Consider the following 12,302-nt stretch of genomic DNA (forward strand, 5'->3'; position numbering starts at 1 on the left):
TCAATTTCTACTTGAAACTCGATTCAAGACTACAATCGATGCTTTCATTGAAAAAAACCTTCGAACCCATTCGAGAGTCGACAATGATTGCCGCTAATACTTGACAAGTTGACAAGAAAATCTATACTATAAGAATGAAATCCTTTCCGATCGGCGAACTTAAATCTAATTTTTCCAAGGTTTTAGAATCTGTTAAAAACGGAGAGAACGTCGGCATTCTTTATGGAAAAGGAAAAAAACCGATTGCTATGATCATTCCGATTACGACCGAAAAGTCCGAAAAAAGAAAAATCGGTCTCTTAGATCGAAAAGCTAAGATCACTTTTAAAGAGGAATTTAAAATTTCTGAAGAGGAATTTCTGGAACTTTCATGAAATATCTTTTGGATACTCATGTCGTTCTCTGGGTGATCGCGTCCTCGCATCTTCTCAGTCAGAAAGCAAGGGAAACAATCGAAAATCCCGAAAACACGATCTATACGAGTTCTATCTCGATTTGGGAAATTTCACTCAAATATAAATTAGGTAAGTTGAAAATCTCCGGATTCAAACCGGCCCAAATTCCGGAATTTTTGGAAACATCAAAAATCGAAATCATTCCTTTGGAAGCGGACGAAGCAAGTAGTTACAATTCTTTAGTAGAAACACATCACAAAGATCCATTCGATAGAATGTTGATTTGGCAGGCGATAAAACGTAAACTTACGATTATCAGCAAAGATTCAGAAATGAAACGATATAAATTGCAAGGACTCAAAACACTTTGGTAGAAAAGAACAAAGGGTGATTCTTCCGACAAACGATTGTAGGATCTCCTACTTATCGTGCGCACCTCTCCGAACTTTGTGGGAACTCTTACAACTTCCCGAAGTAATAATCGTTTCCGACGCTTCCGATCAAAGTGGTCCGACGATACAAATTGATCGTAAACGGAGTCGGCGCGGAACGTTCCAACTTACGGTAGCCTTCCGTATAACGGCGCGCGTCGTTGCCGAAAATTCTCGCGTCGGTGAGGAGTTCCAACACGTTGTCGTAGGTTTCGGGAGAATGGATCAACTGCGGAATTGTTCCCCGGTTCGATTTCAACTTTTCCGAAATCTCATAAAAATTATTGAATGAAGTGCGGATGTCTTCCCGATTTTCTCGGATCACACCGGTGGAAGCCGCAAAGAAATCCTCAAAGTAATCGGCCGAAGGAAGAAAGTCGGGAGGTCGTTGTTCCTCCTCTAGATAGGTCGGTTGAAAAAACGTAGTATCTTCCTTTTCCGACGAACCCGGATCGATATCGATCGTTCTTCCCGAAAGAATCGTATTGGTTTGAAACGTGATCTTATAATTATCCCAAAGAGTGATCGGCTCTTTGAGGCGAATCACGATCTCGATCGCCTTCGTCTGATCCTTGTTCAAGAATCTTTGATCTCCCACCTCGTCGATCGGAACCACATCGAGACTCAACACGAGTCCCTGTTCCACTCCCAAGATCCGTACCGGCGCTCCGGGATGAATTCCTTCCAAACGGGGATAATAGATTTTCATCGTGTAGGGATATTCGTCCTTCGTTCCCGCCTTTTCAATCACGGACATATACATCGCCATCGAAAAAGCGAGAAAGAAGGTAACGCCCGTTAGGACCGCCGTGTGTTTGGTAAGATTCATAATCAGTGGACTTTATTAAGATCGGAGTTTAAAAGGTCGTTGTTCCGTCCATTTGAAAAAAATGTAGGAACTCCTGCGTTTCCCAAAATCCTCATTCGTACTTCCGACCCGTTTCTTCCTCTGAGAATGGAACCTCATCGTAAAACCGGCAAATCTTTTCCCAAGTTGAACCTGCTCCGCAAAACCAAGGATCAAAAAACGGGCTGTACTTCCGACCGCAGATCCCGATATTGGAACCAGGAAGAAATTTCCACGCAGAAATTACGATGAGACATAATCTGATTGACTTTCTAAGAGAATTCGTACAGAAAAGGAGAAATATTCTCCTTTTAGCTCTACTCATCGGTATTTTGAGCATTGGAATGATTCTCGGGTTCGGCTTTCAAGGAATTCCCCGGGAATTGAATAAGTTGATCATAACGGGGCACGAAAAGCTCAAAACGGAAGAAATCGTAAGAATGCTGGAAATTCAACCCGGAACCTCCTTTGATACGCTGGACTTGGATCTTCTAGAAAAAAGACTTTCCAGACTTCCCCGTGTGAACTCCGCCCGAATCACCAAAAAGTCGGAAGATCAACTTCTCATCGAACTCACGGAACGCAAGGCTTCCTACATCGTAAACTCGGACGGACATCTTTACGAAATCGACTCGGAGTTACGACTTCTTTCCAAAGACGACGTGCGCGAAAAAGATCTTTGCGTTCTTTCCGGAAACTTCCCGATCAAAAACGGATTCATCCAAGACGCGAGCTTCCGCGACCTTTACAATTCCGTCGAACAAGCCTTCCGCATGTATCCGGCTTTAAAGCCGAGAATCTCCGAGGTTCTTTTGCAGGAAGACGGAGAAATTTTCTTTTTCGCGGACGAACCGATTCAATTGAGAATCCAAATCGGAACGCTTCTTCACAGGGACCAAGTAAGAAAGCTCTACGCTATATTAGCATATTTTGAAAAAGACAAGATCCAATCCGAACTTGTAGACATCAGAGGGGAAGACGCGGTCTATCACTGATATGTTGGAACCGAGAGATAGAATCATCGCCGCGCTGGACTTAGGAACCTCTTTGACGAAAGTGGTCGTGGCCCGTCCCATCTCCGAATACGAAGTCGAAATCATCGGAACCGGAGCCTACCCGTCGTCGGGCGTTAAAAACGGATCCATCATCAATATAGAATCCACCACCCGCTCCATCATTGAAGCGGTGAGCGAAGCGGAACTCATGTCCGGTCAGGAAATTTCTTCCGTTGCGGTGAACATCACCGGCAAAACGGTAAAGGCCGACAATTCCAAAGGTGTGGTCGCAATCACGAACCGAGATCGAACCGTAACGGAACCGGACGTCGTTCGAGTGATCGAAGCCGCGCAGGCGATCCGAGTTCCGGCCGATCAGCAAATCCTGCACGTTCTTTCCAAAGAATTCTCCGTGGACGATCAAACGAGCATCCGCGATCCGATCGGAATGACCGGAGTTCGACTCGAAGCCGAAGTTCATATCGTAACCGCGGGTATAACAGCAATTCATAATTTAGAAAAATGTGTTGAATCATCGGGACTCGCCTGCGAGGTCATGATTCTTTCCAGCCTCGCCTCTTCCGAAGCGGTTTTAACTTCGGGGGAAAAGGATTTAGGAACGGCGGTTCTCGATATAGGCGCGGGAAGTTGCGATCTGATCGTCTACGTGGACGGAGGGATTTCGTATTCCTCCGTGATTCCGTTCGGAGGAATCAACGTCACAAGCGACATTTCCATCGGACTCAAAACGACATTGGAAACCGCGGAACTTCTCAAAAAAAGATACGGCCATACCGTCCTTTCGGAAATCGATCCCACCGAAACGATCGAAATCCCGCCGATCAGCGGAAGACCCGCAAGACAAGTTCTCCGAGAAGAACTCGTATCCATCATCGAACCGAGAATGCGCGAAATCTTCGAGATGGTGGACAAGGAACTCGAGAAGTCCGGTAAAAAAGGGCTTCTTGCGGGAGGAGTGATTCTTACCGGAGGAGGAAGTCTTCTGGAAGGAATCGACACCCTCGCGGAAGACGTGTTTCGTCTAACGGCATCCAGGGCAAGACCGGGCGGAATCAGCGGACTCGCTGAAAAAGCGTCTTCTCCCGAATTTTCGACCGTGATCGGAATGATCAAATACGCAGATAGAATGACGGACATGGATCAGAAATCCGTGGACCGTTCGGAAGGTTGGACGAAAAAAATCAGAAGATGGATTGAAGACAATCTTTGACCCGTCCTTTATAAGGAAAACTGAATATGATCCGTTTTGAAGAAGAATCTAAAACAAGCCCGGCAGTCATCAAGGTATTCGGAGTGGGCGGCGGCGGCATGAACGCGGTCACGAGAATGTCCAATTCCACTTTAAAAGGAGTGGAATTCGCGATTCTCAACACGGACGAACAAGTGCTTCTTCGTTCTCCCGTGGAAAACAAAATCATCTTAGGAACCAAAGCGACCCGAGGTATGGGCGCGGGCGGCGATCCCGAATTGGGTTATAAAGCCGCGGAAGAGGATAAGGAAAGAATTCAATCCGCGGTTCGCGGAGCGGACATGGTTTTTGTCACCGCGGGAATGGGAGGCGGAACCGGAACCGGAGCCGCACCTGTGATCGCGAAGATCGCGAAAGAAATGAAATGTCTCGTCGTTGGCGTCGTCACCCTTCCCTTCTCCTTTGAAGGCAGAAGAAGAATGGAACTCGCCCGCAAAGGAATCGAACAACTCCGTTCGCACGTGGACACGTTGATCCTCATCAACAACGATTCCATCTTCCGCGTCGTGGATAAAAACACGCCGATCGATCTCGCGTTTCAAGTCATCGACGATATTCTTTTGAACGCAGTGCGCGGAATCAGCGACATCATCAACAATCCAGGACTCATCAACGTGGACTTTGCGGACGTAAAGGCGATCATGCGCGATACCGGCGACGCGGTGATGGGCGTGGGCGAAGGAAGCGGAGAAGGAAAAGTCAAAGAAGCGGTGGAATTCGCGATCAACAACTCCCTGTTAGACTCCACTTCCATCGCGGGAGCTTCCTCCCTTTTGATCAACGTTTCGGGCGGAAAGGATCTTACGATCTCGGATTGGAACGAGGTTTCGGGAATCATCACTTCCCAAGTCGATCCGAATGCAAACATCATCATCGGTCTTCACGAAGACGAAAATCTTTCGAACAAGATCCGCGTGACCGTAATCGCAACCGGATTCAACAAACGTTCTTCTTCCGGAAAACTGATTCAAAATCAGGATCTCGCTACACGCGTTCAGGAGAATTACGGATTTCAGAAAAAGGCCGTGGGTATGACGGATAACGTGGCTCCGGAAAAGAAGGATTATTTTCAAGACGATCTCGGAGAATCCAATCGAAATCCGGGTTCATTGAGATACCGTTCTTCGAACAGCTCTTCACCGAAAGCGGAAGATTACGATATTCCTGCGTATTTGAGAAGAAACAGCTCCGGACCTTGATGGTTCGTCGAGGTCGTCGCAACGACGGTTCAAGCGGCGCTCGTTGATTGATCGGAACGGTCCTCTTTCGATTTTCTTGAAGAAAAAGTAAAAGTGCGGAGTGGCCGCACTTTTTTATTTTGAGGGTTTCGTGTTCAAAACGAAAGTTCTTAGTGAACTTCTTCCTTTCCAAACTTCTTACATTCTTTCAGTTCGGAAAACTTTTCCTTTTCCAGCTCGCACTGAACCTGCTTCAAGGTCTTATCGGACATACATCGCAGCACGATCGCACGAGACATGTCCGGCTGAAGAATTTGCTTTAACATGAGCTGCTGCATACCCGAAGGGATTTCATCCTCCGTCGCCTGCGCGATCAGCTTTACGTTGTGCATTTGATTCTGCACACATTCTTCTTCTTTGGGAGTTTTTCGGCAATCGGCGAGAAACAGAAAAGATAGGATGGAGATTGAAATAAGAAAAGCGGACTTTCGCCCGCTTTTCCAGAAACTGATACGATTCAAAAGGATCGGCTTATTTCGCGTTGCTTTCGTCAACAGCGTAAGTAGCTTCTACTCTCTTTCTAAGTTCTCTCAGGTAGCTTTTTTTAGCTCCGTTGATCTTCATAGCTTCTTCGTAGAGTTTGATAGCCTTTTCGAAATCGCCGGTTGAGAAGTAGTAAGTTCCGAGGTTTGCTTTCGCTCCCCAAGACTGACCTTTCGCTTTTTTATCAGCTTTTTCCCATGCTTCTTTCGCTTTTTTGAAGCTTGGAGTCTCACCTTGGATTTCTTCGTAACCTTCAGTCAGAAGTTCTTTCACTTCTTCATCTTCGTCTTTTACGAAAATTTCGATCTTCTCGGTTTTAACCAGAGGAGAAAGTCTGCTCTTAATATAAGCAGCCGCTTCATCCAGACCTTGTCCGAAAGAATCGAGAACGGAAGGACATTCCAAGTTTCCAACGCTGTTGAAGATTTTCGCAGGGTTAGAAACAACCGCTTTCTTCACTTCGCCGGTATCAACTTTGATCAAAGTCGCATCGAGAGGAATCAACATGTAACGAACGCCTGTCGGTTTAGAAACCGGATCGTTTCCTGTGTTCACTTCTCTACCGGTCGCCATAGAAGCCGCGAAACCGGCTACTTTCAAACCAGCCGCAACTGCGTCGATTTTGTTTTCGCTACCGCACTCGGTGTAAGGTTTTTGATATCCGATGTAAAGAATCGCTTCCGCTCCGATCAGGTTTCCGATCTTCGCTTTAGACTTAGTGATTCCTGTAAGGGAAAGAGTCGCTTCGTTCAAGATGTCAGCGCGCTTGCTGAGGTCCGTAAGCTTGTAATAGGATTCTTTGTCGAATGCCTCGAATACTTTAGAAGGCATCTGGTCGATGAAGCTGGATCCTTCTCCGAAGATCGCTTCCCAAAGACTTTTCTTAGGAGGCTCAACCGCCAAACCTACGTTACGAATCGTACCGAGGAATTTTTGAAGAGCGCGGCCTTCTTTATCTTTCGGGAATACCGGATATTCTACATCGACTGTATCTGCGCAATTTCCTAAGAACATAAGGAGAACTAGCACAGCAATTAGAGAAGATAATTTTCTCATGGAAAGTAACACCAATCCTGTTTGATTTTGGGGATAAGGGCTCATTTAAAACTCGAAAAGAATCGTGTCAATATATTTTAGATTTGAACGTTCCGGAATTACGTTCCTTCACGCCCGCGTTTCATTTTTTTGATTGTATCGAGGCTTCTCGTTAAAGAAATTGAAACGGAATGAATTTTGCTTCGCACAAACAAGTCGTTTGGATTCTATTTTGGATCGGATTCACAATGGGTTGTATCGCTTCCAAAAAAGAAGATAACACTCAGAATCAACAACTTCTGAGCTGGCTTCTTGCTTCGGGTTCCAACCCGGCCTGTGTGGACTATTATTCTCAGGAAAATCTTTGTTTGAAATCCCCCGTTACGATCAGTGAGAAATGCTCGAGTAATGAATTGGATCGGTTCCAAAACGGAATTCAACCTGCGAGCCTGCAAAAAAGAGAAATTTTAGAGGAACTTCTCCGCTGCTGGAGCAAGTGTAATTCCACGTTCTATTTAAGTTATTCCTCGGGCTCATCCTGTTCCTTTGAAAACGAGACCGATTACGTCACCGCCAAACGTTCCGGTTCCTCAAATAGCGGGAATCTTTGGAGGCAGTGCCAGTCTAATTGTAACACGGGAATGGATTCTTCCTATCCGAAGTTAAAAGGAATTTCGACTACTACTACCTATTGGCCTTACCCATGAAAACCCTCGACGAAGTAACAAAAGCTCTGAAGAGCACTTATATGGAACATGAGGTGGAAGCGAAACTTCCTCTGATCCAAGAAATTCAAAGATTGAAAAAGGAGAAGAACGCGGTTCTTCTCGGTCACAATTATATGACGCCGGACGTCTTTCACGGCGTTTCCGATATCACGGGCGATTCTCTTTATTTAAGCAAGGTCGCCGCCGACACCGACGCGGATATCATTCTTTTCAACGGCGTTCACTTCATGGCGGAAACCGCAAAGCTTATGTCTCCGCAAAAAAAGGTTCTCATCGCGGATCTCAAAGCGGGTTGTTCTCTCGCCGAAAGCATCACGAGACAAGACGTTATCGATCTGAAGCGAAAATATCCCGGAGTTCCGGTCGTTACGTACGTCAACTGCACCGCGGACGTGAAAGCGGAAACGGATATTTGCTGCACTTCAGCGAACGCGCTGCAGGTCGTGGAATCGTTGGAAAGCGATACCGTGATTTTTTTACCCGATCGTTATCTTGCGGCGAACGTTCAAAATCTTACCAAGAAAAAAATCATCACTCATCCCGGAAGCTGCATGGTTCACGAGATGTATTCCGCGGAAGACATCGAACTTACGAGAAGACAATTTCCCGGTGTTACTGTGATCTCGCATCCCGAATGTAAAACGGAAGTCGTCGATCATTCGGATTATTCCGGTTCCACTTCGCAGATGAGCGAATTCATTAAGAAGTCCGGAGCAAAGAACATCTTTCTTATCACCGAATGTTCTATGGGAGACAATCTTCGTTCCGAGTTTCCGGACAGACATTTCGTTTCCACTTGTCAGGTTTGCCCTCACATGAAACGGATCACTCTCGAAAAAATCAGGGACGCGCTTTTATACGATCAGTATGAGATTCATCTCGACCCGGAAGTGATCGAAAAGGGAAGAATGTCCGTGCAAAGAATGTTGGATCTTTCCTTTAAAAAGTAGGAACTCCTATGTTCTGTTCAAAAGGCCGCGTGCATGCATGAGAATTTTGTAAAGTAGGAACTCCTTCGTTTTCCAATCGGGACCGCAAGCGGATGCCGACCCCGGCGCCGTTTTACGCAGGACCGTTTGTCGGAACAAATAAAGGCCGCAAAAACAGACTTGCTTTTTAAAAAAAATGAAAATCGGCAAACGAACAAACCGGCGGAGATTTAAAACATCATAATTTGGGAATATTCAAAATGTATCGAATCGGAAACGGAATCGACTTTCATAAATTAGAGATCAACCCGGGACGGCCCCTGATGCTCGGCGGAATCGAGTGCGAATCCGAATTTGCGCTCGTGGGCCATTCGGATGCGGACATCATCCTTCATGCGCTTTCGGACGCGATCCTGGGAGCGCTCGCATTAGGCGACATCGGACAATACTTTCCCGATACGGATCAAAAACTCAAGAACATGGACAGCAAGATCATTCTTTTCAAATGTCTGGAATTGATGAAGGAAAGGAATTTCGCGCTCGTCAACGTGGATTGCACCGTGATCGGAGAACGACCGAAGATCGCTCCTCTTAAAGAAAGAATTAGGAAATCCTTAAGTAGCCTTCTGGATCTTTCCGCGGATTGCGTTTCCGTAAAAGCGACCACGACCGAAAAGATGGGCGCCTTGGGAAGACAGGAAGGAATCGGCACCTTCTGCACGATCCTTCTGGGAAAAAAAGCCTAACATCCTTCGATCACAAACGGATTGCGATCGAATTCATTCTATCCCATTACAACCGAAAATCGCCGAGCGACCGGAGCCCCGGTTCCATTACTTTTTTGCCGAATCTTCGAACGCGATCCGAGCAATTTCCGTTTTTGGAATATTCTTCTTTTCTTTTATGGTTTTCGGAACGCGCATATCGATCTTATGAAGGGTCGACTTTTGGATGGTGATCTTTTTGCCTTCCAGATTCTCGATCGTCACTTCCTTGTCGTCCTGTCCGATCTGTTTTCCGTCGATGGTGGTTCCGTCGCGTAAATACGCGCGATCGATAAAACCGCCCTTAGGATCGGGAACCATGGTTTCGACTTCGATGGAAGCATCGTCGAATCCGAGAATTTTCACCTGAATCAAAGGATCTCCCGATCTCAGATGAACGACCGCCTTTCCGGTCATCGCCATTTGATAAAGGGTTTGATCGATCGAAACCTTTTCGGGATTCCAGTTGTTGGCGAATAAATTTTCTTCGCAGAACTCGATCGTTCTGGTTCGACGAACCAACGTGATCGCCCAACCTCCGATCGCCGTTACGGCATAATCCTTCCAATTGGTGAACTCGGTGACGCGTAACGTTTGTCCGGGTGCGGGGATCGGTTCGGGATTTCGAAACACGGGAACTAAGCCGAATAAGAACGCATACAACGGCTCCGCGGAAGCGACCTTGCAGCCGGCGGCGTCCTCGGAGGCAAGAACGGTTCTGTGAGTTTTATCGGAACTGATGCGCTGATCGATTTTACAATCGAATAGAAACCCGCAAGTCAGGATGGAAAGAAGAAAAACGTGAATCGTAACTTTCATTTTAGGAATCAACCTCGGAATTCAAAAAACCTTTTTGTATTTCTCCGTAAACGGAGGATTTAAATACATTCAACAAATACAATATTCTATTTTTATGACATATTTACCCGGATACAACGTAAGGCTTTTTTCGAAGAGGCGCTCACATTACTTTTTAAAGACGCATTGGTCAGTCCCGGAGCAATCAGTGAAACCTTTGCCGCCAAAGTAGCGGAACATACGGTCGAAGTCCAATAATCACCCTCGTACGAATCCGGAAACAAAGTGGAATTGATCGCCACTCCGCTAAACCCGGAACTGCAGAGGTTTCCTCCCGTTCCTCCTCCAGAGCACGGATTGGCGGTTGGGCTAAAGCCGGGGCATCCCGACATCAAAGCTCCGGATGCGGAACTCCCGTAAACATTGAAGTCCGGGGGAGCGACCGGAGAATACATACCGCCCAAAACTTTCATCGCTGGCAGCTCGTTTTCCATACTTTGACAAGCGGTAATCAAAGGTCCGGAAGTTAGGGAAGATCCATTGTCGCAGGAATTATCATCGGAGGTGCAAAAGATCAAGGAATCGGTAATCGCGCCGTAATTATCGGAGGCACTTCCTTTACCTTTACAATCATTGAAACCGGGGCGATAAACTTGCCCATAAGTACATTTCGTCAAATATACGATACTTCCAGAATACGTGAGTATGATCGTTCCGTTCACCGGATCTCCGGAAGGAGCGACATTGACCGTTACCGTATAATTCTTAGTAGCTCCACTTTGATCCGTAAATTTATAAGTGACCGGACTAGTAAAATTGTTGGCGGTTACTCCGGAAACCTGTTCCACTCCGTCCACTTCGAGTTTGCCGCCCGCTGCAATCGCAAACGTCGCCTTTAGGTTGCTCGTCACGATCCCGTTCGGTACGGTTACCGTGATCGTAGCGTCCGAAACCGAATCTGTAAATCCCCCCAGACAAATTTCACTTGCACATTCGTTATTCGAAAGCGTCGTCGAGAGATCGAATGCGAACGCGTTGATACCTTGTATATTCGGACGAAAGACGGCGGCGGCCGCAGCGAGAATCCGTTGCTGATCGCAATCCTTACATTCTTCCTTTGTGGGAAAGAACGTTTCGGAAACCGCCTGAGATAGAGGATTTAAAAAACAATTCGACAAGAAGGAGCAAAATAACAAGAGAAGGACTGTACACAAAATTCTTTTCATTTTATAATTTTCCAATAGGTGCAGTGTATACCGATCGGAAATAACTTTCAGCTAAAAAAGGGGTCCTAACGGACGCTTAACGAAAAAAATTTCCAATTCTCCCGTTAATGCGACATGACCCAATTCATTTAGAATTTTTGAATAAAGCAAGAACGCGGAAAAATCCCCCGTTCGAGTGATCGAAGATCCGAACTACGATCGCGGAAACGGATTCGGTTTTTAATCCGGCACTTCGAAGTTGAAGATTTCGGAAACGTCCGGCGACGCCTTTTTGTAGATCAACGCATCGGAGCCGTCTTCGTAATAACGTTTTCGCACGTGGATTCTTTGAAAGCCGCAGGCTTCGTACAAACCGATTGCGGGAAGATTGAGTGAACTCACTTCCAAGAAAAAACTCTTCTCCCTTTCGGAATTCAAAAGATAATCCAAAAGTTTTTTCGCGATTCCCTTCTTTCGATGACGAGGATGAACGGCGACGCGATAGATTTCGATCTCTTCGCCGGAAAGTTTGTAAAGAATATAACAGAGATCAGTCGCTCCGATCGCGGAAGCTTCTTCGAGATGAGAATATAACATTTCCGTTGTCCAAGCGCCGCTTCCAAAACACTCGGCTTCCAAGACAAAGAGCCAATCCAGATCCGTTTTATTTAGAATTCTCGCTTCCACTTCGGAAAACCGTTCTCGTTTTTAAGTCAAATTCTAGTTGCAGAAGTCCAATATTCAATCAGGATTCAATACTTACCTTTCGGAGGAATCGGAATTTCGAAAAAAAAAATTCTCACCGAAAGAACTGAATCAAGGAGTCTCTATGAAAAAAATAGGTAAAATCGTCTATGCGGTCCCCTTCGCGATTTTCGGATTGTTCCATTTTATCTCCGGTCCAGCGATGGCTGGAATCGTTCCTTCTTATATTCCCTTTCCCGTAATTTGGGTTTATCTCATTGGTTTGGCGTTGATCGCGGCATCCGTTTCGATCATCACGGGAATCAAAACCCATCTCGCGACGATTCTTCTCGCGGTGCTTTTGGGAATTTTCGTAGTGTTGGTACATCTTCCCGGCGCGGCTGCGGGCAACCAAGCTTCCACGGTCGCTCTTTTGAAAGACGTTTCCCTTTTAGGAGCCGCTCTTTTGATCGCGGGCAGCACAAAAGACTAATTTCTTT

At 46.1% G+C, this 12,302-nt stretch carries 15 protein-coding genes; 9 read left to right on the forward strand and 6 right to left on the reverse strand.

What is annotated here, in order from left to right; translation table 11 throughout:
* The first annotated feature begins 134 nt into the window (after positions 1-134).
* Together DLM76_RS02870 and DLM76_RS02875 are read left to right on the forward strand one after the other, a co-directional pair.
* Positions 135-374, forward strand: a complete 240-nt coding sequence (locus DLM76_RS02870) for a type II toxin-antitoxin system Phd/YefM family antitoxin (protein WP_118955047.1) — start codon at positions 135-137, stop codon at positions 372-374.
* Complete coding sequence (locus DLM76_RS02875) at positions 371-769, forward strand: type II toxin-antitoxin system VapC family toxin (RefSeq protein WP_118964295.1); 399 nt, start codon at positions 371-373, stop codon at positions 767-769. Before DLM76_RS02870 ends, DLM76_RS02875 begins: the two co-directional genes overlap by 4 nt.
* A gap of 85 nt (positions 770-854) precedes the next feature.
* Here the strand turns inward: DLM76_RS02875 and DLM76_RS02880 are convergent, their stop codons facing one another.
* Positions 855-1,655 (reverse strand): MlaD family protein, encoded by an 801-nt coding sequence (locus DLM76_RS02880; protein ID WP_118955045.1) that lies wholly within the window; start codon positions 1,653-1,655, stop codon positions 855-857.
* A 266-nt stretch (positions 1,656-1,921) separates the two neighbouring features.
* Between DLM76_RS02880 and DLM76_RS02890 the strand changes: the two genes are divergently transcribed.
* From DLM76_RS02890 to ftsZ, 3 genes are read left to right on the forward strand one after another with little or no spacing between them, the layout of a single operon-like run.
* The gene (locus DLM76_RS02890; protein ID WP_118955043.1) at positions 1,922-2,668 is read left to right on the forward strand and encodes a cell division protein FtsQ/DivIB; all 747 of its coding nucleotides are present in this window, start codon (positions 1,922-1,924) and stop codon (positions 2,666-2,668) included.
* Position 2,669: 1 nt separating this feature from the next.
* Complete coding sequence (gene ftsA, locus DLM76_RS02895) at positions 2,670-3,899, forward strand: cell division protein FtsA (protein ID WP_118955042.1); 1,230 nt, start codon at positions 2,670-2,672, stop codon at positions 3,897-3,899.
* A gap of 26 nt (positions 3,900-3,925) precedes the next feature.
* The gene (ftsZ, locus tag DLM76_RS02900) at positions 3,926-5,137 is read left to right on the forward strand and encodes a cell division protein FtsZ (RefSeq protein ID WP_118955041.1); all 1,212 of its coding nucleotides are present in this window, start codon (positions 3,926-3,928) and stop codon (positions 5,135-5,137) included.
* A gap of 149 nt (positions 5,138-5,286) precedes the next feature.
* On the opposite strand, the gene lep is transcribed toward ftsZ, so the two are convergent.
* Positions 5,287-5,670 carry a LipL41-expression chaperone Lep gene (gene lep, locus DLM76_RS02905; protein WP_118964297.1) on the reverse strand — a complete coding sequence of 128 codons (384 nt, stop codon included), beginning with the start codon at positions 5,668-5,670 and terminating at the stop codon, positions 5,287-5,289.
* A complete protein-coding gene (locus tag DLM76_RS02910; protein ID WP_118964547.1) occupies positions 5,648-6,715 on the reverse strand; it encodes a lipoprotein LipL41 in 1,068 nt (355 codons plus the stop codon). The genes lep and DLM76_RS02910 overlap by 23 nt, the downstream gene beginning before the upstream one ends.
* A gap of 170 nt (positions 6,716-6,885) precedes the next feature.
* Between DLM76_RS02910 and DLM76_RS02915 the strand changes: the two genes are divergently transcribed.
* The 3 genes from DLM76_RS02915 to ispF all read left to right on the forward strand — a co-directional run bounded on the left by DLM76_RS02915 (position 6,886) and on the right by ispF (position 9,097).
* On the forward strand, positions 6,886-7,401 hold the full coding sequence (locus DLM76_RS02915; RefSeq protein WP_118955039.1) for a hypothetical protein: 516 nt from the start codon (positions 6,886-6,888) through the stop codon (positions 7,399-7,401).
* Positions 7,398-8,372 (forward strand): quinolinate synthase NadA, encoded by a 975-nt coding sequence (nadA, locus tag DLM76_RS02920; protein ID WP_118955038.1) that lies wholly within the window; start codon positions 7,398-7,400, stop codon positions 8,370-8,372. The genes DLM76_RS02915 and nadA overlap by 4 nt, the downstream gene beginning before the upstream one ends.
* A gap of 239 nt (positions 8,373-8,611) precedes the next feature.
* Positions 8,612-9,097, forward strand: coding sequence for a 2-C-methyl-D-erythritol 2,4-cyclodiphosphate synthase (gene ispF, locus DLM76_RS02925; RefSeq protein WP_118964298.1), 486 nt, complete (start codon positions 8,612-8,614; stop codon positions 9,095-9,097).
* 87 nt (positions 9,098-9,184) lie between these two features.
* Here ispF and DLM76_RS02930 read toward each other — a convergent pair whose 3' ends face one another.
* The 3 genes from DLM76_RS02930 to DLM76_RS02940 form a co-directional block, all read right to left on the reverse strand.
* On the reverse strand, positions 9,185-9,934 hold the full coding sequence (locus tag DLM76_RS02930; RefSeq protein WP_118964299.1) for an LIC_13076 family protein: 750 nt from the start codon (positions 9,932-9,934) through the stop codon (positions 9,185-9,187).
* 92 nt (positions 9,935-10,026) lie between these two features.
* Complete coding sequence (locus DLM76_RS02935; RefSeq protein ID WP_118964300.1) at positions 10,027-11,139, reverse strand: SGBP N-terminal domain-containing protein; 1,113 nt, start codon at positions 11,137-11,139, stop codon at positions 10,027-10,029.
* A 219-nt stretch (positions 11,140-11,358) separates the two neighbouring features.
* Positions 11,359-11,805, reverse strand: a complete 447-nt coding sequence (locus DLM76_RS02940) for a GNAT family N-acetyltransferase (RefSeq protein WP_118964301.1) — start codon at positions 11,803-11,805, stop codon at positions 11,359-11,361.
* 142 nt (positions 11,806-11,947) lie between these two features.
* Here DLM76_RS02940 and DLM76_RS02945 point away from each other — a divergent pair, with 142 nt between their 5' ends.
* Positions 11,948-12,295 (forward strand): DoxX family protein, encoded by a 348-nt coding sequence (locus tag DLM76_RS02945; RefSeq protein WP_118955193.1) that lies wholly within the window; start codon positions 11,948-11,950, stop codon positions 12,293-12,295.
* The last annotated feature ends 7 nt before the right edge of the window (positions 12,296-12,302 follow it).

The sequence above is a fragment of the Leptospira yasudae genome (assembly GCF_003545925.1).
In the GTDB taxonomy this organism is placed as follows: Bacteria; Spirochaetota; Leptospiria; order Leptospirales; family Leptospiraceae; genus Leptospira; species Leptospira yasudae.

Bases quoted from the DNA above. Each gene is read 5' to 3' on its own strand.
- DLM76_RS02890 (WP_118955043.1), top strand. From the start codon at position 1,922: ATGAGACATAATCTGATTGACTTTCTAAGAGAATTCGTACAGAAAAGG.
- DLM76_RS02910 (WP_118964547.1), bottom strand. From the start codon at position 6,715: ATGAGAAAATTATCTTCTCTAATTGCTGTGCTAGTTCTCCTTATGTTC.
- DLM76_RS02870 (WP_118955047.1), top strand. From the start codon at position 135: ATGAAATCCTTTCCGATCGGCGAACTTAAATCTAATTTTTCCAAGGTT.
- DLM76_RS02945 (WP_118955193.1), top strand. From the start codon at position 11,948: ATGAAAAAAATAGGTAAAATCGTCTATGCGGTCCCCTTCGCGATTTTC.
- ftsZ (WP_118955041.1), top strand. From the start codon at position 3,926: ATGATCCGTTTTGAAGAAGAATCTAAAACAAGCCCGGCAGTCATCAAG.
- nadA (WP_118955038.1), top strand. From the start codon at position 7,398: ATGAAAACCCTCGACGAAGTAACAAAAGCTCTGAAGAGCACTTATATG.
- ispF (WP_118964298.1), top strand. From the start codon at position 8,612: ATGTATCGAATCGGAAACGGAATCGACTTTCATAAATTAGAGATCAAC.
- DLM76_RS02930 (WP_118964299.1), bottom strand. From the start codon at position 9,934: ATGAAAGTTACGATTCACGTTTTTCTTCTTTCCATCCTGACTTGCGGG.
- DLM76_RS02915 (WP_118955039.1), top strand. From the start codon at position 6,886: ATGAATTTTGCTTCGCACAAACAAGTCGTTTGGATTCTATTTTGGATC.
- ftsA (WP_118955042.1), top strand. From the start codon at position 2,670: ATGTTGGAACCGAGAGATAGAATCATCGCCGCGCTGGACTTAGGAACC.
- DLM76_RS02880 (WP_118955045.1), bottom strand. From the start codon at position 1,655: ATGAATCTTACCAAACACACGGCGGTCCTAACGGGCGTTACCTTCTTT.
- DLM76_RS02875 (WP_118964295.1), top strand. From the start codon at position 371: ATGAAATATCTTTTGGATACTCATGTCGTTCTCTGGGTGATCGCGTCC.
- DLM76_RS02935 (WP_118964300.1), bottom strand. From the start codon at position 11,139: ATGAAAAGAATTTTGTGTACAGTCCTTCTCTTGTTATTTTGCTCCTTC.